This window comes from Bifidobacterium sp. N4G05 (assembly GCF_002742445.1).
Classification (GTDB): Bacteria; Actinomycetota; Actinomycetes; order Actinomycetales; family Bifidobacteriaceae; genus Bifidobacterium; species Bifidobacterium hominis.
In genome coordinates, this window is sequence record NZ_NJNQ01000003.1 from 17,733 (window position 1) to 40,312 (window position 22,580).

The window sequence follows — 22,580 nt, forward strand, 5'->3', positions numbered from 1 at the left end:
TGATGCTTGCTCAAGAGTAGCGTGAGGACGGTAAAATCCGCCGACTGCCTTCAGTTTAGTCCAGCGATCAGAGCCAACGCGGCAATGTATGACACACCCACACCGACTACGGCGATGTCACGTTTGGCGATCCGCATGATTCGCCAGTGCGTGCGCATGATGCCTTCCTCGTAACATCGTGCGTCGAGTGCAAGGCTGAGATTATCGGCATGGCGTATCGCTCCTGCGAATACCGGAATGATAATGGCGGTCATCGCTTTGATCCGCTGCACGAATGTTCCCGTTTCAATGCTGCCGCCTCGGACTGATTGCGCATCCACAATGGCTTTCGCTTCGCTTCCTAACGTGGGCAGGAACCGCAATGCGAGGCTCATCACCAACGCGATCTCCTGCGCATGCATGCCTAATTTTGCGAAAGGTTTGAGCAACGCTTCGAATGCGTCGGTGATGGCCGTGGGCGTGGTGGTGGCAAGGAATACCGCTCCGACGATAATGACCACGACGAATCTGCAGGCGTACAGTATGGCGATACGCACACCGTCGTCGGTGATTGGAATCGGCCCGATGTTCGTAAGAACGTTGCCGGATCGGACGAAGAATATATTGAGCAGTCCGCAGAACACGAACAATGCGAGGAACACGTGAACCGATTTGAACAGTTGTTTCACGCCGATGCCTGATATCGCAACGATCATGCCGGTCAGCAGTGCGGCCACAAGCAACTGCCAGAAGGATCTGATGGCGAACGCGGAGAACATGATCGCCAACGCACTCACCATCTTCACGCGCGGGTCAAGCCGTTCCATAAAACTGCGGTTTTCACGGACGTCTCCCTTTGCACGTCCGGAGTCAATCGCGTGCGGATTCTTCGAACCTGCCGTTTCGGAAGTGCCATTGGCTTCGATATTTCGAGTAGTGACATTACCGTTTTGTCTGCGATCAAGCGCAATCACTCGATCTGCGAGCACGTCGATTTCCGTTTGTGAATGGGAAATGATGAGTACGGTGACGCCTTGTGCGTGGAGGGTTTGGATGAGATCGTGCACGCGGGTTGTAGCCGCCTCGTCAAGTCCTGCGGTCGGCTCGTCCATAATAAGGATCTGCGGTTGGCATGCGATGACGCCCGCTATGGCGGCAAGTCGTTGTTGTCCGCCGGAAAGGTCGAATGGCGAACGATCGGCAAGATGCTCGATATGCAGCAGCGTCATGGCTTGATTGACGCGTTCGGATACCTGCGTTTCGTCAAGATGTTGGTTGCGTGGTCCGTAGGCGATATCCTCGGCTACGGTTTCGGCGAAAAGCTGACGTTCAGGATGTTGCATGACGTAGCCGATGGTGGCGTGCAGTTTCTCACGGTCCGCACGTTTGAGCGACTGCATATTGCCGTTGGTGCGTTGGCGTGCGACGGGAATGGTATTGATGGTGATGTTGCCGGATTGCGGCTGGTCAAGCGCGCAGAGAAGACGCGCGAGGGTGGTTTTGCCTGCACCGTTATGCCCTGTGATGGCCACGGTTTCGCCCGCATTGATGGTTATGGAAAGCTTATCGAGCACAGGCTTGTTACTGTTTGGATATTGGTATGTCAGATTACGGATTTCAATGATTGGTACAGCCGATGCTGGCTTTGATGCGCCATTTGCGATATTGGATTTGGCAATTGGGTTGTCTTCTTGCGCCGTGTCTGATTCGTCCATTTCCGGAATACTTGCAGTATCACCGTGAGCGCTTTGCACGATACGCCCATTATCCAGGTGAATGATGCGGTCGGCATTGACGAATTCGTCACGATGGTGGGTGACGAGAATGATGGTTGTGCCGTGCTGCTGCAATTCGTCAAGAATATGCATGATGTCGGCACGGCCTTGCGGATCGAGCATGGCGGTAGGCTCGTCGAGCACGAGGATTTCAGGATTCATGGCAAGCATGCCAGCGATGGCGACGCGCTGCTGTTGGCCTCCGCTCATTCGCGTGGGATCGTCTTCTCGTTGTCCGCTCATGTCGACTGCGTCAAGTGACATGGCGATGCGCATATCGATATCATCATGCGCAATGGCGAGGTTTTCCGGACCGAAGGCAACATCATCCTCGGTGATGGTGGTGACGATCTGATCTTCCGGATGTTGGAAAACCGCCCCGATACCATGCCGGGCGCTGCGGTAAGCATCAGCGTGCGCGCCGGCGTCATCGAATACGTTGTTTCCCAACAGCGTGGCATATCCGGCATCGGGTGCGGCAAGTCCTGCGATGATGCGTGAAAGTGTGGATTTTCCTGACCCGTTTGGGCCTGCCAAGCATACACGTTCTCCTTGGCGGATGGTCAGGTTCACACCGTCGAGCGCCCAGGTCGCGCCGGCGTCATACGTGAAACGAATATCACGCAATTCGACCGCAACGATGTTCGTGTCGCTATCAGGATTCATGGAATCGTCTTTCATAAACGGAAGGAACCTTCCATACGTCGAAAGGTTCCTTCCTATTCATCAATATGCGGAATCGATATGGTGAACGAGGCTCAGCGGTTCAACAGGTTGGAGATCGGCTTGTAGATCAGGAAGGTGATCACGCCATGGATGGTGAATTTCAACGCGTTGAACGGCAAAAGCGCCGGCACGATCAATGCCACGACCTGTGCGGTGGTCATGTGCGCGTAGAACGGCGTGACGATCAGGTTGCCCACAATCGCCACCACCAAAGCCACGATAGCACCGACGATGATGCCGATGACCGCGCCCTTGCGGGTCTTGTTCCTGCGGTAGATCAGTGCTGCCGGCACGGATAGCGCCAAAGCCACGAGTACGGCCATAAGCGTGCCCCATGGGTTGGTGAACAGGTGCGGCAGGAAACCGAGCACGCTGACGATTGCCGCCGCTGCTGGACCGTAGGCGAAACCTGCTACCAGGCTGACAATGCCGGACGGATCATATTTCAGCCATTCCACGCCTGGCATGATGGGAAAGTCCACGAAGCTGACGGCCATCGACAGCGCCACGAACAGCGCATACATGGCGATGCGTTTGGTGGACCAGCGTCCGGAATCGGCCACGCCTGTGGAATGCGCGTTGTCGGGACGCGTCATGCTTTCGCTGGCGATTTCGGCGGTGTTGTTTTGGGTATTATTTGGTGAGGATACACTCATGTTGAGCCCCGTTTCTTCCATCCGGACTTTAACCGTTGGCCCCGGATTCTCACCGGATCAGCCGCTTTCGCGGGTCGCGGGCTTCGGCATGGGACTGTTATGAACGTCAGTCGTACCGTTACCGCCAGTAAGGATTTTCACCTTCCCTGAAACTTGCACGACAATATATACGCCCACCATGCGATATTCGCAACCTATGTTCCGTTTTTATCTTGCGATTTGGAACGCAAGATTCCTCCGACCGCACGTCACGACAACAGGCCGAGCAAGTCGTCCTTGCTGAGTGTGCCGACGCCTCCGGATGCGGTGCCGTCGGTGAACTGCTGGGCGAGTTCGCTTTTCTTTTCCTGAAGTTTGAGGATGCGTTCCTCGATGGTGTCTTTGGCTACGATCTGGTACACGTTCACATCCTGCGTCTGGCCGATACGATGCGCACGATCGGTGGCCTGGTTCTGCGCGGCCGCGTTCCACCACGGGTCGGCGTGCACCACTACGGATGCGCCCACAAGGTTCAGCCCCGTATTGCCCGCTTTGAGCGAGATGAGGAACACGGGAACATCGTTGCCATTGAATTCGTCCACCAGTTCCACACGGCGTTTCTTCGGTGTCTCGCCGGTGATGGTGTAGAAATCCACGCCCTGTTCAGCCAAACGTGCACCAATCAGGTCAAGGAATGAAGTGAACTGCGAGAATACGAGAACCTTCCTGCCTTCGTCCATGCACGTGGATACGAGTTCGCAGATGGCGTCAAGTTTGGCGGAAGCGTTTTTCGCATCCGCATAGACGAGTCTCGGATCGCAACAGATTTCGCGCAACAGTGTGAATTCCGCAAGGATTCGAATCTTCTTCGTATTGAAGTCGGCGTCCTTGGTTTTGGTAAGGGTGGCGCGCAACCGTTGCTCATGTGCCGCATAGAGTTTGCGCTGTTCGCCTTCCAATTTGACGGTGAGCACGTTTTCGAACTTGTCAGGCAAATCGGTAAGCACGTCTTTTTTCAGACGTCGCTTAATGAACAGTCCGACCAAAGCCTGCAGTTTGTCGGCCATGACGGAATGTTCAGAACCGGGTGCCATGATCGGCTGTTCGTATTTTTCTCGGAACTTCGTGTAGGTTCCCAGCAATCCGGGCATGAGGAAGTCGAAGATGCTCCACAGTTCGCTCAACCGGTTTTCGATGGGGGTTCCCGTCAATGCGAACCGGTGTTCGGCGGTGATCTGTTTGACGGCTTTCGCCAACTTCGTGGCATGGTTTTTGATGTATTGCGCCTCGTCGAGCGCCATCAATGCGAATCGGCAGGCGGCGTAATCATCCACGTCGCGGCGCAATAAATCGTATGAGGTGATCACCACATCGGTACGCTGCATATCGTTGGATTCCGAGGGGTTCTTCCATTGCTGCGCCACGGTTGCGATGAGTTTGCGACGTTGTGCTTTCGTGCCTGCCACGACTTCGATGGTGAGATCCTGCGTGAACTTCTCGCATTCGGCGGCCCAGTTGTATACCAGGGATGCCGGGCAGACAATCAACGCTGGGCCGCTCCCCTTGCGAGCTTCCACCAGTGACAGCAATTGCACGGATTTACCCAAACCCATTTCGTCGGCGAGAATGCCACCGAAGCCTTTGTCCCACAAGGTGGAAAGCCATTGGAAGCCTTCCACCTGGTATGGGCGCAGTACGTTTTTGAGGTTGCTGGGCACTTCGTATCGTTTCGGGTCGATGATTTTCACATCGTTGACATAGTCGACGAATGATTCGCTTTTGCCGTCGTCATCAACTTGAGCGTCCAAGAGGAACGCCTGATATCCGGGAATGGTGATTCTTCCGGAATCAAGCTGTTTCTCATTAAGGTCAAAATCTGCGGCAATCTGGTCAAGTTCATGCAGATCGGCATTCTTCAGATCAACGAACGTACCATCCTTGAATCGATGATAGCGGCGGTTCCTACGGTAGGAATTCAGCAACGCACCGACCTCGTTCATCGGCACTTCGTTGGCTATCGGCGAGATCTCAACCAGATTCGAGTCAATGGACAGTCCAACCTTCACTGTAGGGCTGCTTGGCATCATCATGCCGTCGAACGCGGCCGTGGAGAACGCCTGCCCGACCGAGCGCAAGATATCCACGCCCTCGGTAAGCAAGAGCAGAATCGTCTGTTCATCTTCCTCGCGAATCCGCGCCATGTCGATGGAACTCCATGTCGGGAAAAGCTGGCGAACCACCTGCACCACGAATGATTCGCGAGCCGTATCTCGTTTGATGAGCGCCGCTTTCGACCGCGAATCCGGATTAATCACGCCTCGTAGTGCTTTAGCGGTCGGCACCAACTGGAACACGAAATCGCCGTATCGTGCCACAGCCTCACAGGTGATGCCCTGCAGATCACGGTCCAAGTAGAATTCGATCTGGCAGTCGACTCCCATCCGTTCAGCGACTTCCTGCGGAATATCGAAACCAATGCCCGCTTCGGTAAGTTTTGGCAGTATTGTTCGTGCGAACATGGGCCAGTCGTTTTCCGCGATGAACACACCATCGCTAACGTTCGACGCGCACAATGTCATCAACGCGTCCACTGCGGGAAGGATGCTGTCGGCGCAACGGAAGAGTCCGCTCACTGGCATCATATGGGAATCCGTCGGAGTGCCGTTATGTTCGGCACTCATGAGATATACACCCCGCTGCCCGACAATCCGATCCGTGATGGTACGGTTCGACGTGATACGCACGCCCGACGAAGCGCCTTCCTTCACATATTCGGCGATGAACCGAAATTGCGGATTGCCATCGAATATGGCGATAGCATGCGATTTGGGTTCCCCTGGCGTGGTCACTTCGACATAGTCCGGAGCGGTGTCATCTGTATGGGCGAAATCATCCGGAGTGAGCTGCCGCGCCCTCTCACGTTCCTCATGCTTGGGAGCTTCCACCGGCCCACGTGCTATCAGCACGTCTTCGATGTAGTCCTGTTGCGATTCCGCTCCGAACAGGTTCAGCAGATCGCACAATTCCCCATCGGTAAGCATGATTTCACGTTCGATACGCACGTCTGGCGCGTAATAGTAGTTGTTCTGCAGCTGTGCAGCGACACGTGATCCGACAACACCTTGCAGGAATCGGAACAGCTGCAGCGAGAACGGTTCGAGCATGTCCGGAGTGTGGGTGAACGAGAGTTTCTGCCCGTATGACACGTATGCCCCGTTGTGCATGTCGGCTACGAATTTGGAAATGCTTTTGATGATATAACTTGCGTCGCCGCAGCCGATTTTCAACGTCAGGCTCCACAGCTCACGGTTCATGATCAGCGTGGGCTTCAGACATACGCTTCCCGGTTTCACTATGATGGAACCGCTCTTGCGTTTTGTTTTCGTGGCCCCTTGCGTAATGGCGCCTCGTTGTTCGTCGGCGAGACGGCTTTTCGCGTCGACGATGCGCTTGAGCACGTCAAGCTGCGCGCTTTGACCGGTATTGTCATTCTTCGCATTCAGCGCACGCATGTAGTCGGAGAGGATAGGCGAAGTCACGCCACTTTGCTTGAATCCGCGGAACCGTTCGGGCTGGTCAAGAAACAGCAGCAGCATTGCGGCAACATGCTTGCACATGCCCGTATAGCGGCGCCTCCCAGCCGGCTCCGAATCGAACTCGTCATCGTCCTGCACATGACCGAACGTCGATCCTGACTCGAAATCATCATAATCGTCGACGTAATCGTATTCATCGTCATCATCGTCGAAACTGCGATAATTTGGATTGTTGCGGTAGCTGGGCGAATATGCCGACGAATACGTGCCATAACCGCGCTGCGAACCGTTGAACGCCGGGCACGAGCAATACCTGGCCAAGAAAAGCTCATCATGCAAATCGAGCGTGGCCTGCACTTCGTATCGGCTGGACGGTGAGGTGGTGCCCCGCATATTGGCATGCAGGGTGATGCGATCGGAATCGGAGTCGTTCAGGCAATGCAGATCCGACATTTTCGCACGCCACTGGTTGGCGATTCCACGGGCACGCTGCAATACAGGCTGACTGCATTCGCTGCGTAGTTCGTCGGAAAGCCATGACAAAGTATCCGCCAACTGAACCCCAATCGTTCGCACATTTGTTCTTATGAAAGAGTATCAGCACAGCGGAACAGGAAAGCTGTGGCTGCAATCCCAGCCACGGCTTCGCTCCATACAGGTTATATCAGCGGCAACGCTTGGTGAGCGGCTGCCATGGATCGAGTTCCACCGGTTCGGCTTGCCTTGTTCATCAAGGTTTACGCCGGTAATGGTCATGGCATGGTTGCTCGGGCTGTCGCCGTATTCGAGGCCGTGCGCCTTGTCGAAATCAAAATCAGTGGCAGCTTCTAGCACGCCCGCAGATACCGCCGCGTTGGCCGCCACGAGATTGGCGCGGTCTGCGTTGAAGTCCTTGGCGTATTGCATGAGACGTTCCGATTTGATTGCCTTGCTACTGTTTGTTATATCGCCGATATTCGCCGTATGCCTTGACAGAAAGGCACGTTTCAGCCCCCATTTCGTCCTGTCCCAATTCCATTTCGCTTATATGTGGCAGATTCAGCCACTTGCGAAAAACCATTTCGCTTATATGTGGCACTTTCTTCCACGCCAGCACCTCCATAACCTCGGGAAAATACCCCCTTGTACGGTTTTCCCCAAAAGCATCTGCCACATATAAGCGAAATGACATCAGGCGGAATGGGAAATCTGCCACATATAAGTGATTTGACTTCGATTTGCGGGTACGCTGATAGCGTGTGAGAGTTTGGAGATAAGGAGCATATCATGCGTCGTCACAATCCGATGATGTCCGTATTGTCCGGATTGCTGGCCGTGGGGTTGGTTGTCGGCTTATCGGCTGGATCCGCGTTGGCCGTGGAACCGACCGATAATACCGGTGCCGGCCAGAGCGCCACTCAAGCGCTGGATTCGTTGGAGGTCAAAGGCCGTGCCCCGAAGACGGGGTATAAGCGCACGCAATTCGGCAAGGCATGGGCCGATGTAGATCGCAACGGTTGCGATACGCGCAACGACATCCTCAACCGTGATCTGACTGACGTGAAGCATAAGGTGCGTACGCACGATTGCGTGGTGAAATCCGGCCAACTGCATGATCCGTATACCGGCAAGGACATCGCGTTCAAGAAGGGATGGAAGACCTCCACAGCGGTACAGATCGACCATGTGGTGGCGTTGAGCGACGCATGGCAGAAGGGCGCGCAGAAACTCAGCCAGACGAAGCGTACCGAACTGGCGAATGATCCGTATAATCTGCTGGCGGTACAGGGAAAGGCCAACCAGAAGAAGTCGGATGGCGATGCGGCCACGTGGTTGCCGTCCAACAAAAGTTTCCGTTGCGAATATGTGGCACGTCAGATTGGTGTGAAGCACAAATATTCGCTGTGGATCACACAGGCCGAGAAAGAGGCCATATCCAAGGTATTGTCCTCCTGCCCGACGCAGACCGTGCCCGATTACACGGGAGTCAAGGATTCCACCGCCGAGAAGACCACCGAATCCGAGCAGACAGAACAGACGCAGACCGAACAGCAGACCGAACAGCAGACCGAACAGCAGACCGAACAATCAGCTGAGCAGGCCCAGCAGAATCAGCAAACGACACAGGCACCTGTGCCCGAACCCGCTCCGGCTCCAGCTCCAGCTCCCGCGCCCCAGCCAGCGCCACAGCAGGATGTCTACTACCAGAACTGTACCGCGGCACGAGCCGCTGGCGCCGCGCCTATCTACCAGGGTCAGCCGGGCTACCGTTCACAACTGGACCGCGACCATGACGGAGTCGCCTGCGAATAAATCCAATACAGTGTCTCCGCCTTTCCGGTTGCGAGACGTATGGTGCTGAGGCATAGGAAAAGCGCCGGATTATCATCTGGCGCTTTTCCTATACCTCAGCATTTTCCGTATTTCCGCGGTGCAGGCATGAGAACCGCTATAACCTGCGCAGTTGCGCGATATCATCGCGCAACTGGTTGACGGTGTCCGTCAGTTCCCGCACATTGTGGCGCAACTGTTCCGTTTCCGATTCCGCCTCATCCGCGCGCTTGTCGGTCTCGTCACGAACACGGTCGACGATCCATGAAGCCAGCGTCGCGGTGACGATGCCAATCAGGGCAACGCCGGTTATCATCAGTCCGATGGCGATGCATCTTCCTTGCCATGTCACTGGGGACAAATCGCCATAACCGACTGTGGTGACGGTCACGAACGACCACCATATCGCTTCACCGAAATCGGTGATGGAAGCGCCTGGAACCCCACGTTCCACATCCAATTCGGCAAGGGCGCCGATATACATCAGTAGTGTCACGCTGCAGCATGTGTACAGTGTGATGCGCCCACGCACCGCCATGCCACCGGTACGATTGAGCACGTCGAGCACTGCCACCAGACGCAGCAGTCTCAACGGTCTGAAGACGGGCAATGCGATGGACACCAGCATCAGCAGATTGTCTTTGAACCAAGTTTTCTTATCTTCTGCCAGCAGGATCGAAACAACGCAGTCGGCGATGAACACCATCCAGATGATGTTGATCACCATTTCACACAACAGGATATGCGTCCTCGCCAGAACTTCCCACGAATACGCGAACAGGAACACCAACGCCAATGCCGTCATGAACCATTCCGTCGCACGACGCCATTTGTTCAATGTCATACCCTTTCCTTTCTTCCCGACTGCCATCATACGGGTCTCCCCGCACGCGCGACCGTCAGCTTTTGATGGGCATGCGATTGTCGAGCGACTGACCGTTGGCGTAGCAGCGGACGTTGCCTAATGCAATGGAGATGATACTGCGTTCGGTGATCTCAAGATGGTTGCCTCCCGCCACATGTGGGGTGATGAGGCATTTCGGCTCGCACCACAGCGGTGAGTCGGCCGGCAGCGGTTCCGGTTCGGTCACATCGAGCGCGGCGCCACGGATTCGTCCTTCCGCGAGCGCGTCGGCAAGCGCTTGGCTTTCAATGGCGTTGCCGCGGCCCGCGTTGATGATGATGGCGTCAGGTTTGAGAGATGCGATGCGTTCCGCACTGAGCAGATGGCGCGTTGCCGGGGTGGATGGTACGCACATGGCGATCACATCGGCGTATTGCAGGACGTCGTCGAGGGAATCGAAACCGACCATATAATCGATGCCCGGCGCTTCGACGGCGGGATTACGGCGAATGCCAATGGTTGTCATTCCGACGTTTTTGCAGAGTCGTGCGAAGTGTGATCCGATGTCGCCGGTTCCGATGACGAGCGCCGTTTTGCCGTCGGGGCTGATGGCGCGGCCCGCGTCCTGCCACATGGCGTTCGGGTTGCTTGCCGCGTAGATGTGCAGGTTCTTCATGATGGCCCACATCATGGCGAACATGTGTTCGGAGACGCTTTGTCCGTAGGCTCCGGTGGCATTGGTGAGCATGGATCCGGGCTGTAGGATGCCGGGTCGCTGGTATTTGTCGACGCCAGCGCTCCAAGTTTGAAGCCATTCGAGCTTGGGGCATTGCGCGCATTCCTCGGGCGCGATGTTGCCGATGACCGCGGTGGCTTTGGCTTTGAGTTCCTCCGGTACTGCGGCGGTCCAGCTCATGCTTCCCCGTTGGGTCGAATCGCCGACGAATTCCTGTGGTATGTCTTTCGCGGCACGTATGAATTGCGCACGTTCGGATTCGGTCAACGGCAGGCAGTTGACGATCAGTTTGCGGTCGTTCCATATTCCCATGCGTTTTACCCTATGGCAATCGTCGGATATAGGGTTTCACGTTGGGTTCTGGGTCAGACGCCGAGTTCGTCGGTGTCAAGGATGATGGTGACCGGACCGTCGTTGGCGAGCCGCACGCGCATGTGGGAGCCGAATCGTCCTTCTTTTACTTCGAGTCCTTGTGAGCGCAGGGCGTCGTTGAATCCGTGCCATGTCTGTTCGGCGTGCGCGGGCGCTCCGGCTTTCACGAAGCTTGGGCGGTTGCCTTTGCGCACGTCCGCGTATAGCGTGAATTGGGAGATGGACAGCACACTGCCGTTCACGTCGTGGATGGAACGGTTCATTTTGCCGTTCTCGTCTTCGAAGACGCGCAGGTTGGCGATTTTGCGGGCAAGCCAGTCGATTTGCTTCGCTCCGTCCGTGTCTTCCACTCCGACAAGCAGCACATAGCCGATGCCTATATGCTGTGGTTCGAATGTGGTGTCGACTTCTCCGCTTGTCTCGTCGACCACGTCGACGGTTCCTTCGCTGACTTTCTGCAATACGATGCGCATATTCCGTCCCGTTTTTTCAGCCGGCGTAGTCGACGATGGCCTGCGTGACCTGTTTCAGGTAGTCGAGCGACGTCTGCCAATCGTCCGGCACTTCGATGGAATGGTTGGCACCAGCGTACGTGCGCACATGGTCGGTGAGCAGATGCGCTTTGGCGTCATCGTAGTATGGGTCGGCGTCACCTGCGCAGATTAGCGGCATCGGGCTGCCGGCAGTTCCCGGCAGCGGCGCGGGAATGACCGACTTGTGCCTGTCGAATGGCGGCGGATTGAGTACCGGGGTGAGCAGCACCACGCGCAATCCTAGTTTTGCGGAATGCGGATATGAGAGTGTGGAGAGCGATTTGGTGACAACCAGCAAATGCGGCTCCTCACCCGATTCGGCAGCATGTTCGAGCGCCGCCTTGCGCCATTCGTCGACCACGCGTTCCATGCAGGCGATCATTTCCGGAAACTCGACACTTTCCGTCAGTTTCAGGTCGAGCCGGTCCACGAACCATCCGTTGGCCGCAAGCGCCTGCGCTGCCCAGTACAGCAGCGGTCGGTCTACGGTGTATCCAATGCCCGGCATGATGAGCACGTGCTTGCCGGTTTCGGTGTTCTTCACACGGTTCTTACCCCATGGTGTGACCGCCGGCGTCACGTTTTTCGTTGTTAGTTGCGTGCCGTTCTTGCCCATGCTGTGTTTGATTCGCCTTTTCGTGTGTTCCGTCCGTCTTGGCCGGTCGTTGTGGCCGGCGTCGTTTCCCGTATTGCATGCTAGGCGGCGCCGGCTACAATCGTTTCCGTCAGTTCACCATGCATTGGTTGTTGTAGATTTTCGTGGCCATGTCGTTCGTTTCGGCGTCGTAGATGTTCCAGCTAGGTTTTCTCATCCCATATTTCATGGCGGCCTCTTTTCGGATGACTACGTTCATTGTATGAAGCATTGAACGCACAGCAGTCGAAATGGCCAAAACATCAGCCGAGCAGCTCATACACATTGCGCATGGCGAGCAGCCCGTCCGTCATCCACCGGTAGGCTTCCGTCATGTCACCGGAGAAAATCCACATCACGACGCACCCAAAGATGCCAGTTTTTCTTGTCGGCATCCGGCTCGTCCCAACTCACCGCACCAAGATCAGACAGTATCCGTTCAATGGAATCCCTCATGGTGTAGAGCTTCGCGTACTGGAACGTGTCGGTGAAGTACAGGTCGACCGTAATATAGCCGCCACGGATATTCAGCGTCCCATCTGGGTGGCAGATTTCCGAACCCACGCCGAAACTTGTCCATGTGTCGCTGTTTGTTTTGCGGCCGGATGGATCGCCATACACGTCGACAAAATCAGCCCGTGTTGCGGCATATTCGTACAATCCATTTCAGAAACTACGCCGCAGCGAGATATTACCGCTGACTTGCCGCAGTTCGTCTAAGGTTCTGCCGTCCGCAACTTTCCATACTATCCAACCGTTGATCTGCTTATTCTCGCCGGTTTCGAGCATTCTGGCGCGGCGGAATGCGCCGGATGGGCTGTCGAATATCTCGCCATTGGACAGGCGGATGCGGTGGTCTTCGGTTACGGTTGCCGTGGCGGTTATGCCGGCATACCGGCTTTCCAGCACATCTCCGGCCGCGAGGACTCCGCGTTTGCACAAATCGGCGAAATCAACGGCATTCTGTTCACGTTCCCCTTGGCGCGCGTTCCGATTACGCAAAGTCCACATAACCTGTTCCCCTGCCGTGGGACGTACCCACACCTGCAGTGCGAGATCGGCAAGTCTGGCTCCGCGCTGCGCGATCTTCTGTTCATCCCATTGCGAAGCATCGTGCAGTTCCGCGGAAATGGATAGGTATTCGTTATCGTATCCGCCGACCGCACGGTTCTTCTTCTGTTCGAACGTTCCGTCGGAAAGCTCCGAATTGTATGCGGTCAGGGTCAGATTACCCAGACTGTTCGCCAATAGCGGGAATCGGTCGAGGTCTGCGAGCATATTGCGCCATTCGGCGTGCGCCATGGCGTTCTGCGGCATAATGTGTTCGATGGTGTATTCGCTGAAGGACCGCGGATCCTTGGGGTGGTTATAGTTCTCCATGCCGGCAAGCAGATACTTGCATCGCCAGGCCGGCCGGTACAGGTTCTCGCCGAGCAACGCCTGTCTGAATTCACTGTCCGTAGGCATGCGTGTGGCTTTGGCGGTTTCGGTGATGAGTAGTGCGGCGAAGGTTTCGGCCAAATCATCTTCAGCCGAATCAAGTCTGACGATCAGCGACGGAACGAGCTTGTTCAATCCGTTGCTGGATACCGAGCAGATCATTCTGCGGAACAGATACGATTCAAGATCCGCAAGCATGCGCAGCAGTCCATCACAACTTACGCGATCACGCTTCCATGCCGCGAACATGTACATAACCAACGGGTCCGTAACCTTGCTGCCCAGTTTTTGAATTGATTCGAGACGGCGGTCCACGTTCATATCGCAGCTGCCAGCGGCGGCAACGCCTTTGATAGCGGCATAGTATTTGGCGTATTCCAGCATGTTCGCCAGAAGATTACGCGTGCGTTCCATGCGCGGCAAGGAACTGTCGGCCGCGAAACGTTTGAATTCCGCGTACATGACGTGGCCTTTGAGCACGGGCTTTTTCAATGTAACGACCATCCAGTCGTGCAGGAACACATCGAATGAGAGGTTGCCGAGAACACGTTCCATAGGCAGCCAATAGTCTTCGTATAAGGTTTTCTGCTCGGCCATGGAGCAACCCATGAGCATGTAGTTGCGTACCAGGTCGGAAGTCTCCAGATCAAGCCCGGTGGAATTCATTGATTCGAATACCAGTTGCGGTTCGTCACGATCTTGGTCCAAGGTGACAGACACGACTTCGAGACGCTGCAGACCGTTCCATACCACGTTTGCATCATCGATTGCGGCGACCAGAGAACGGAACAAATCAAGATTTGCTTCCAGCCGGGAACCCGTATTGGCATGGTTCGGCCGATCAGGGGCGACCACATGGTCGCACATGCCGTGCAACACTTCCCTATCGTCGCCGGAAAGCGTCAGCTTGTAGCGGCCTTCGCCGGTTGCATACTTGTCGACAAGATAGCCACGGTCGATGAGCATGTCTGCGGAGAATCGCAGGTTTTCAGGGCGCTCTCGAGCATATTCGGCCAGTGCAATAAGCAGCAGGGTCACCGAGGTGAGACGCTGCTGGCCGTCAATAAGCTGGCATCGGCTGACGCCGTCCGGGCCGATGCCGCCTTCCTGCATCCATACGACCGACCCGGTGAAATGCGTTCTCTCAGGGTGCCTGCCAGCCGTTACAATGTCGGACCACAATTGCCGGCACTGCGCCTCGCCCCATGAGTATCTGCGCTGATACACCGGAACCACGAACCGAAGCGAACCGGTCAATAAGTCCAGCAGGATTTTCTTGCCAGCGTCCATGGTGCTTTCCCCTCTCTTAAATGATTACTTGCTCGAAAAGAGTTTTACTGGACTTTTTATTGGCCACAGTTGCCATCGTCACACTATAAAGCTTTGGATACTCCAATTAGTTGTATCTGTCCAATTAGATGCACTTCTCTCCAAAGCAAGAAGCCTGACTTGATGTCCGTAGAAGCATGCTACAAAGCAGCTTCCGACTCGGCGCACTACCATGCAATAAACCGACTAACCCTCTTACCAATTTCATCAGAAGAGACACGTTCCTTCAACGTATTCCCGTCAGCACCTAATTGCAGACCTACCCACATTCGCGCAATGACCAATGATTGCATTGTCACGTCATACATTGTTTGGAAATCTACGCCTTCCGCATCGCCATGCTTATTTCCGACGAATGCCTTTCTCATATTCCTTCTCCAATCTTCTGGATCAGTAAATGGAAAGACATCTCCTAATTCCTCTTGTACAGCCTCAAGCATTTGGTAAAAACCGGCAGATTGCATTTCACCGGTTTTGGAATTCCGTTTCATACGCTTTATCTGGTTCTTTGTCTTTACGACATACCATCCAATGCAGTCAAGCATGGTCCCCGTCAGCATATTCAACGTTTCAAGGGCAAGATGTTCCTGTTCCTTCGCCACGTAGGCAAGAAGAGTCATTCCTTGTTGACATCTATCTACTAGTTCAAGCCATTTCCGAATTCCTTCTTCACGGATGTCGGAAAAGCAAAAGAGATACTGAGACTCAGGATTCTCAAAATGGGAACGGTCGACTCGCGGCATATATGACAAAACAGGATGCCACATCTCTCTCTTTTCCCCATCTAATTCGTAGAAATCCTCGTCCCGAAGAACCTCCAAGTCAGCAAACGTTCTTGGAACCCAATCAGAAATAGTAAGCAGGTTCATCAACGAGCGATGATAAAACAAATGCCATGTCCAATCCCGCAATTCATCTGTCCTAGTTTCGATGAAGACCATTTGTCGAGCAGTAACCTCATCTCTCCTCAAAGAAGTCTTTACAGAGCAACCAGGCCGCAGCTTCAATCCCACTGACGCATCGACCACGATCTCATTGCGCGGTTCCGCAATCACTTCAGTTTTCTTTGAAGAACCGTCACCAAGAGAAAGCGAAAGTGAGGAAATTCCCGACCACGGTGACAAACCTGGAATGCCAGAACGCATCGCATGTATTTTTCCGAAATTCGTTTTACTATTCCCGAAAACTACGTATGTCGGAACGACAACTCCCGTCCCAGTTCCCGCAGATACAGAACCACTCACGCGACATCCCACAAGGGTATAAAACCTGCCATTCGATACTGTACGAATTATGTTCGGCAATTCCACTGGCTCAAGGGGCTTATCGTGGAGAACAACCATTCCACTCGATAAAAACCATTGCTGGTATTTGTCAAAATTGTCTCTGAATGGAACAGTGAGTTCGAAGCGTTTCCCTGTATCACGCAACATGGCTGCTACTTCTGCACAATTGCTATCAGGTTTTAATAGCCATGCAATAATCGGTTCCGTCAAATCTAATTTCTTGTCCATTTTGGTCTTCCTCTTCGCGCTGATTACTCACTCATGAACAATCGTATATACTCACACGATGCAATACCCTGACAAATGTTAAGGCGTCGCTACTGCCCCTTGGCCCCTCCTCCACTAGAATAGGCGCTGTGACTCAGGGCTTTATTGATAACAGGACCTCGCTGGTCAAGGATGACCTTGTCCGTACGATACGCGAAGGCGACAGGATATCCATCGCGGCGGCATCGTTCTCGATGTACGCGTATAGGGAGTTGCGCGAGCAATTGGAGAGCGCAGGCTCATTCCGTTTCATTTACACGTCGAAGACGTTCACCGAGGATGCCACCCCGAAGGAGCAACGCGAGTTCTACATCCCTCGCCTGGAACGCGAACAGAACCTGTACGGCACTCCGTTGGAAATTCGCCTACGCAACGAGCTCACGCAGAAGGCCATCGCCACGGAATGCGCCGATTGGATCCGCCGTAAGAAGGCACGGTTCATGTCGTTCGATGAGGGGTCGGACATCACTCCATCCCTCATCGTGGAACATGACGATGAGAAAACCGCGTACATGCCGTTCAACGAGTTCACGACTACACAGCTGGGCGTGAGCCGACACGCCGCCTCATACCAAGGCGTCGCCAAGATGGAAGACTTCATGGCGGAGGGATTTCTGGACAAAATCAATGAGGCATGGAACAGCGGAGACTTGCATGACGTGACCGACAAGGTCATCGACGGCATCGAGCGCATGTACCAAGAAAACCCGCCCGAACTCGTCTACTACATGGCCCTGTACCGTATCTTTAGCGAGTTCCTTGATGACATCTCCGAGGATGTGCTACCGAAGGAAGGCACCGGTTTCCATGAAAGCCTGATCTGGAACAAGCTGTACGACTTCCAGAAGGACGCGGCCCTCGCAATCATCAACAAGCTCGAAACATACAACGGCTGCATCTTGGCCGATTCGGTCGGTTTGGGCAAGACGTTCACCGCACTGGCCGTGGTCAAGTACTTCGAGGCCCGCAACCGCAACGTGCTTGTTCTGTGCCCGAAGAAGCTCAAGGACAACTGGGTCACGTACCGGTCAAACGCAACGAACAATCCAATCGCCGGCGACCATCTGCGTTACGATGTGCTGTTCCATACGGATCTGAGCCGCACGCGGGGCGATACGATTATGAACATCCCGATTGAACGGATCAACTGGGGCAACTATGATCTCGTCGTCATCGATGAGTCGCACAACTTCCGCAATGGCGCAGACAGCGCCGCCAAGGCCGACGACAAAGAAAACCGATACCAGAAGCTCCTCAACAAGGTCATCCATTCCGGCGTGCCTACAAAGGTGCTTATGCTCTCCGCCACCCCGGTGAACAATCGTTTCCGCGATCTGCAGAACCAGCTCGAACTGGCCTACGGCGACAAAGGCGATGAATGGTCCAGGAATCTCGGGCTTTCCACCAATATCGATATGGTGTTCCGTAACGCGCAGAAGGCTTACGGTGTCTGGTCGAAACTCGAACCGGAGGAACGCAACACCAAACGTCTGATGGACATGCTCGACTTCGATTTCTTCCGTATCCTCGATCAGGTCACCGTTGCGCGCAGCCGCCGCCACATCCGTAACCATTACGATATGGATGCGATCGGCGGCTTCCCTGAACGTCTCCGCCCGCAGACCATCCGCCCGGCGCTGTCCACGGAAAGCGACTGCGTGTCTTACGACGAGATCTATGACGAGTTGGAAAGGCTCACCCTCGCGTTGTACACCCCGTCCGAGTTCGTGCTCGAATCGCGCATGAGCAAGTACTTCGACGATGACAAAATCGAAGGCCTGACCATCCGGGGCCGGGAGACTGGTGTGCGTAAGCTCATGGCCACGAACCTGCTCAAACGTTTCGAGAGCAGCGTCCACTCGTTCCGCATGACGTTGGATCGTGTGCTCGGCTACATGTCGGATACGGTCGGCACGATCGACTCGTATGAGGAATACCGTGCCAAACATTACGACACCGGCGTGCTTGAGCAAATTGATATTGATCGTTTCGACGACGGATTCGACCTAGACCAGGATGATACGGAGAGTATGGATCCGGACGAGTTCGCTACCAAAGGCAAGACCAGATTCCTGCTGTCCGACATGGATTGGCGCACCTGGCGCGATTGCATTCTTCGCGACATGGATGTTATCCACCGCCTGCTGGACATGGTTGCCGGCATCGACGCAGCGCACGACGCGAAACTGCAGCGTCTGTACCGGACCATCAGCGACAAGCAGAACCAGCCCATCAACCCCGGCAATCGCAAGCTCCTCATCTTCACCGCGTTCGCCGACACCGCCGACTACCTGTACGAACACGTCAGCGAGTATGCCGGCATGCTGGGCCTGAACACCGCGGAGGTGACCGGCACGAATCCGGGACGCTGCACGGTCAGGAAGGTCGGCGGACACATGTCCGACATCCTTGCCTGCTTCTCTCCGGTCTCGAAGGAACGCAACCTGACCGCGCCCCGTCTGAAGGACACGGACATTGACATTCTGATCGCCACAGACTGTATCTCCGAAGGGCAGAATCTGCAGGACTGCGACATGATGGTCAACTACGACATTCATTGGAATCCTGTGCGTATCATCCAGCGTTTTGGCCGCATCGACCGTATCGGCTCGACGAACAAACGTATCCAACTGGTCAACTACTGGCCCGACGTGGATCTCGACAAGTACCTCAGGCTCAAGGACAGGGTCGAGGCACGCATGAAGGTCGCTGTGATGGCTTCCACCGGCGACGATGACTACATCAATCTCGACGAGAAGGGAGATTTGGAGTACAGGGAACGTCAGCTCAGGCAGATGCAGGACGAGACACTTGATCTTGAAGATGTGGACGGCGGCGTCAGCATCACTGATCTCGGTCTCAATGAGTTCCGCATGGATCTAGTCGGCTATCATCGCGACAACCCTGACATAGAACGCACACCTACGGGCATCAACGCTGTGGTCGAGGGCAACGAGCCTGTCATCCTGTTCGTGCTGCGCAACACGAACAAGGACGTGAAGGCCGTGGGCCGCAACCCGATCCACCCCTATTATCTCGTACATGTCGGCGACGACAGAAGGATCCTGCACGGGCATCCGAATGCCAAGGACTGTCTCGACGTGATGCGCAAGCTGTGCAAAGGCAAGGATACATATGATCCGCGCCTATGCCGCGCATACAATCGGTTCACCCATGACGGCAGAGACATGCGCCACGCCTCCGGCCTGCTGCGCGACGCGGTCGGAAGCATCATGGACCAGGACGACATGGATGCCGCGGACGGGTTCTTCACCGGATCCATGGGGAATTTCCTTGACGAGAATGTGAAGGGGCTCGACGATTTCGAACTAGTTTGTTTCCTCGTCATCCGTCCTGCAACGGAAGGTAAGTCATGAGCGGCATCGAATCATGCGGACCTGTGACCGCACTCACGTTGGGACTGCCCAGCACCACCGCGGTCATGCATCCGAGGGGACGGCTCGCCAAAGAACGCTTCTATACGAACACCAAAGTAGGCAAACGCTTACGGCAGCATTTCATCGAGGACATCGACTCAATCACCATGCTCGCCGTAATCCGCGAGCAGGAGACCGGCATACCGACAGGACCGTTCACCAACGAAATCAACGTGATTGGCCTAGAGCAATCCACAGAACATCCGCCGCTGGAGGTCATGGAGCACATCGCCCGCACCCGTGATGAACTGACCCATCACAGGTCGCGTATCCTGTTCGTCTGCGTGAATGGCGGCATGACAAGATTCGCGGTGTTTCGCAACGCGAACGTGGCCGAAGGGCTCATGGAGGGCTCGGTTCATATGGGAGAACCGGTGGAATGCGAATCCGCACTCATTCGTCTGAGTGGAACCAATCTGGACACTGTATGGGAGTCGTTGTGCGCGGAGACCATCCTCAGCGCGTCGGATCCGACGCGCGTCGACCGACGCATCGTGTCCCGCACGCGCATAATGAGACTTATCAAAGAAATAGACCAGCTGGAACGACGCCACGCCAGGACCGTCCAGATAGGCCAGCGGAACAGGCTATGGGACGATCTGCAGGCCAAGCGGCACGAGCTCGAACAGGAACAACAAGGAGAAACACTGTGAGTGACATCGAGAAGATCCACGGCATCACACCGGATTTGACCAGGGAGAACGTGGACAGACTGCTCGCCCTGTTTCCAGACGTGACCACCGAGATTACCGACCCGAAGACCGGCAGGACCGAACGCACGGTGGACTTCGACGCGCTGAAAGAGCGACTTGGTGATGTGGCGGAAGGCAACCGAGAACGCTACCAGTTCACTTGGCCCGGCAAACGCGAGGCGAAACGCCTCGCCCGCGAACCCATCGCCAAGACCCTGCGACCCGTCAAGGAACGCAGCAAGGACTGGGACACCACCAGGAACCTGTACATCGAGGGAGACAACCTCGACGCGTTGAAGCTCCTGCGCGAGAACTACGCCGGCAAAGTCAAGCTCATCTACATCGACCCGCCCTACAACACCGGCCACGATTTCGTCTACGACGACGACTTCTCCCAAACCCATGACGAATTCAATGCCGAAAGCGGAGAATACAACGAGGAAGGCGGCCGCCTGGTCGCCAATCCGGAAAGCAACGGGCGTTTCCATTCCGACTGGTGCTCGATGATCTACCCACGCCTCCTGCTTGCACGTGATCTGCTCACCCAGGATGGTGCCATTTTCATCAGCATCGACGACAACGAATCAAAGAATCTGCGTGCAATCTGCGATGAAATATTCGGCGAATCAAATTTCGTGGGTGACGTGATTTGGCAGAAAACATATTCGCCAAGAAACGATTCCAAAGGTATTCCAACTGAGACAGAACATATTTTAATTTATGCAAAGCAAGATGGCTGGACTCCAAAAAGATTAAAACGCACTACAGAAATGGACGATCGCTATGCAAGTTCTGATGGCGATCCAAGACCATGGTCTTCAGGAGATGCGGCAGCTCCTGGTGCCGCAACCCATCAGGGCATGGTCTATGCGATTCAGCATCCTATTACTGGAAGCATGCTTTACCCTCCGAACGGGCGGCACCGCCCGTTCGGAGGGCAAAGCATGCTGGAAATAATGAATGAATGGGCGGAATATGAGTTCCGTGATATTCATGATGAAGCAAGGCGTGCTGAAATCTGCGGAGTATCCCCTGAAGATGTGCGCAAAGGAGTTAAAGCACTCGTTCTTAAAAATCCATGCGAGGCTACTTTCAAGGCAGCACAGGAAAGATATGACAAAGGTCATTGGCCACGGCTGTACTTTACCAACAAAGGTAAAGGCGGAATGCGTCTTAAACGTTACCTTGATTCCATGGATGGGAAAATGCCAACCAATCTTTGGCCTTATTCTGAAGTGGGCCATACAGATGAGGCGAAAAAACAGCTTAAAACACTTTTTAACGATTCGGCACCTTTTGATACTCCCAAACCGACGCGTTTGATGAAACGCATGCTTGACATCGCCTCCGATAAGAACTCTCTTGTTCTGGATTTCTTTTCCGGCTCGGCGACCATGGGCGAAGCCGTCATCCAGAAAAATGCCGATGATGAGGGACAGCGTAAATTCATCCTTGTTCAGCTGCCTGAAGAGACAACAGGCCAATACTCGACCCTCACGGACATCGGCGAGGAACGCATCCGCCGTGCCGGCGAGAAAATCAAGTCCGAGATTGAAGCGGAGAATGCGCAACTGACACTCGACGGCACTCCCAAGAAGGTGCCGGACATCGGCTTCCGTGTGCTCCGCGTGGATGATTCGAATTACGAGGACAGGCGCAAGCTCGTCGACGAGTATTCCCAGAAGGACATCGACGACGACGTGGACATCACGAAAATGGACCGTTCCGATCTGGATCTGCTGTTCGAGGCGCTGCCGAAGTTCCAGTTGCCGTACGGCTCGAAGATCGACGTCCTGTCGGGAGGCGAGTTCGACGGCCACACCGTGTACAGCGTAAACGACGGCCAGCTGCTCGCATGCTTCGAGGACAGTATCCCCGAATCGCTGGTCCGCGCGATGGCGGCGTTCAGTCCGCGTCCGTCCTATGTGCTGGTCTCCGAGAACGGTTTTCTGAACAGTGCTGCGCGTACGAACTTCACCGAGATCTTCAAGCAGTCCGCCGACGAGAAGACCGGCGCCACGCAGATCCGCATCATCTGAGGTCACCGAT

At 55.0% G+C, this 22,580-nt stretch carries 15 protein-coding genes, 1 pseudogene and 1 riboswitch; of the genes and pseudogenes, 4 read left to right on the top strand and 12 right to left on the bottom strand.

The features are described 5' to 3' along the window. Positions 1–50: 50 nt before the first annotated feature. The 4 genes and pseudogenes from CE153_RS03305 to CE153_RS09085 all read right to left on the bottom strand — a co-directional run. Positions 51–2,435 (bottom strand): energy-coupling factor transporter ATPase, encoded by a 2,385-nt coding sequence (locus tag CE153_RS03305; protein ID WP_099595113.1) that lies wholly within the window; start codon positions 2,433–2,435, stop codon positions 51–53. A gap of 77 nt (positions 2,436–2,512) precedes the next feature. Continuing rightward, complete coding sequence (locus tag CE153_RS03310; RefSeq protein ID WP_154035195.1) at positions 2,513–3,157, bottom strand: ECF transporter S component; 645 nt, start codon at positions 3,155–3,157, stop codon at positions 2,513–2,515. Continuing rightward, a riboswitch (FMN riboswitch) is annotated at positions 3,142–3,294 on the bottom strand. It overlaps the preceding gene by 16 nt. Positions 3,295–3,384: 90 nt before the next feature. Further along, positions 3,385–7,104: a DEAD/DEAH box helicase gene (locus CE153_RS03315; RefSeq protein ID WP_236824468.1), complete on the bottom strand. Its 3,720-nt coding sequence runs from the start codon at positions 7,102–7,104 to the stop codon at positions 3,385–3,387. 252 nt (positions 7,105–7,356) lie between these two features. Further along, a pseudogene (locus CE153_RS09085) lies at positions 7,357–7,470 on the bottom strand (C1 family peptidase); the annotation flags it as partial. 465 nt (positions 7,471–7,935) lie between these two features. On the opposite strand from CE153_RS09085, the gene CE153_RS03325 reads away from it, so the two are divergent. Next, positions 7,936–8,943: a GmrSD restriction endonuclease domain-containing protein gene (locus CE153_RS03325; RefSeq protein ID WP_180753404.1), complete on the top strand. Its 1,008-nt coding sequence runs from the start codon at positions 7,936–7,938 to the stop codon at positions 8,941–8,943. A 136-nt stretch (positions 8,944–9,079) separates the two neighbouring features. Here CE153_RS03325 and CE153_RS03330 read toward each other — a convergent pair whose 3' ends face one another. The 8 genes from CE153_RS03330 to CE153_RS03360 form a co-directional block, all read right to left on the bottom strand. Continuing rightward, the gene (locus CE153_RS03330; protein WP_099595117.1) at positions 9,080–9,805 is read right to left on the bottom strand and encodes a potassium channel family protein; all 726 of its coding nucleotides are present in this window, start codon (positions 9,803–9,805) and stop codon (positions 9,080–9,082) included. Between the two features lie 55 nt (positions 9,806–9,860). After that, on the bottom strand, positions 9,861–10,853 hold the full coding sequence (locus CE153_RS03335) for a D-2-hydroxyacid dehydrogenase (RefSeq protein ID WP_099595118.1): 993 nt from the start codon (positions 10,851–10,853) through the stop codon (positions 9,861–9,863). Positions 10,854–10,906: 53 nt separating this feature from the next. Further along, positions 10,907–11,386 carry a D-aminoacyl-tRNA deacylase gene (dtd, locus tag CE153_RS03340; protein ID WP_099595119.1) on the bottom strand — a complete coding sequence of 160 codons (480 nt, stop codon included), beginning with the start codon at positions 11,384–11,386 and terminating at the stop codon, positions 10,907–10,909. Positions 11,387–11,402: 16 nt separating this feature from the next. Then, entirely contained in the window at positions 11,403–12,062 is a 660-nt protein-coding gene (locus CE153_RS03345) for a hypothetical protein (RefSeq protein WP_180753385.1), read from the bottom strand. A gap of 109 nt (positions 12,063–12,171) precedes the next feature. Then, the gene (locus tag CE153_RS09090) at positions 12,172–12,300 is read right to left on the bottom strand and encodes a hypothetical protein (RefSeq protein ID WP_272896705.1); all 129 of its coding nucleotides are present in this window, start codon (positions 12,298–12,300) and stop codon (positions 12,172–12,174) included. Between the two features lie 116 nt (positions 12,301–12,416). Continuing rightward, complete coding sequence (locus tag CE153_RS08975) at positions 12,417–12,644, bottom strand: hypothetical protein (protein ID WP_236824446.1); 228 nt, start codon at positions 12,642–12,644, stop codon at positions 12,417–12,419. Between the two features lie 102 nt (positions 12,645–12,746). After that, positions 12,747–14,810, bottom strand: coding sequence for a GmrSD restriction endonuclease domain-containing protein (locus CE153_RS03355; RefSeq protein ID WP_236824447.1), 2,064 nt, complete (start codon positions 14,808–14,810; stop codon positions 12,747–12,749). Between the two features lie 206 nt (positions 14,811–15,016). Then, positions 15,017–16,363, bottom strand: a complete 1,347-nt coding sequence (locus CE153_RS03360; protein ID WP_099595121.1) for a hypothetical protein — start codon at positions 16,361–16,363, stop codon at positions 15,017–15,019. 128 nt (positions 16,364–16,491) lie between these two features. On the opposite strand from CE153_RS03360, the gene CE153_RS03365 reads away from it, so the two are divergent. From CE153_RS03365 to CE153_RS03375, 3 genes are read left to right on the top strand one after another with little or no spacing between them, the layout of a single operon-like run. Then, positions 16,492–19,779 (top strand): helicase-related protein, encoded by a 3,288-nt coding sequence (locus tag CE153_RS03365; protein WP_099595122.1) that lies wholly within the window; start codon positions 16,492–16,494, stop codon positions 19,777–19,779. Continuing rightward, the gene (locus CE153_RS03370) at positions 19,776–20,492 is read left to right on the top strand and encodes a DUF4391 domain-containing protein (protein ID WP_099595123.1); all 717 of its coding nucleotides are present in this window, start codon (positions 19,776–19,778) and stop codon (positions 20,490–20,492) included. The genes CE153_RS03365 and CE153_RS03370 overlap by 4 nt, the downstream gene beginning before the upstream one ends. Then, positions 20,489–22,570, top strand: coding sequence for a site-specific DNA-methyltransferase (locus CE153_RS03375; RefSeq protein ID WP_201797250.1), 2,082 nt, complete (start codon positions 20,489–20,491; stop codon positions 22,568–22,570). Before CE153_RS03370 ends, CE153_RS03375 begins: the two co-directional genes overlap by 4 nt. The last annotated feature ends 10 nt before the right edge of the window (positions 22,571–22,580 follow it).

Bases quoted from the DNA above. Each gene is read 5' to 3' on its own strand.
- CE153_RS03315 (WP_236824468.1), bottom strand. From the start codon at position 7,104: ATGTCGGATCTGCATTGCCTGAACGACTCCGATTCCGATCGCATCACC.
- CE153_RS03305 (WP_099595113.1), bottom strand. From the start codon at position 2,435: ATGAAAGACGATTCCATGAATCCTGATAGCGACACGAACATCGTTGCG.
- CE153_RS03330 (WP_099595117.1), bottom strand. From the start codon at position 9,805: ATGACATTGAACAAATGGCGTCGTGCGACGGAATGGTTCATGACGGCA.
- CE153_RS03325 (WP_180753404.1), top strand. From the start codon at position 7,936: ATGATGTCCGTATTGTCCGGATTGCTGGCCGTGGGGTTGGTTGTCGGC.
- CE153_RS03355 (WP_236824447.1), bottom strand. From the start codon at position 14,810: ATGGACGCTGGCAAGAAAATCCTGCTGGACTTATTGACCGGTTCGCTT.
- CE153_RS03335 (WP_099595118.1), bottom strand. From the start codon at position 10,853: ATGGGAATATGGAACGACCGCAAACTGATCGTCAACTGCCTGCCGTTG.
- CE153_RS03370 (WP_099595123.1), top strand. From the start codon at position 19,776: ATGAGCGGCATCGAATCATGCGGACCTGTGACCGCACTCACGTTGGGA.
- CE153_RS03310 (WP_154035195.1), bottom strand. From the start codon at position 3,157: ATGGAAGAAACGGGGCTCAACATGAGTGTATCCTCACCAAATAATACC.
- CE153_RS03360 (WP_099595121.1), bottom strand. From the start codon at position 16,363: ATGGACAAGAAATTAGATTTGACGGAACCGATTATTGCATGGCTATTA.
- dtd (WP_099595119.1), bottom strand. From the start codon at position 11,386: ATGCGCATCGTATTGCAGAAAGTCAGCGAAGGAACCGTCGACGTGGTC.
- CE153_RS03345 (WP_180753385.1), bottom strand. From the start codon at position 12,062: ATGGGCAAGAACGGCACGCAACTAACAACGAAAAACGTGACGCCGGCG.
- CE153_RS09090 (WP_272896705.1), bottom strand. From the start codon at position 12,300: ATGAACGTAGTCATCCGAAAAGAGGCCGCCATGAAATATGGGATGAGA.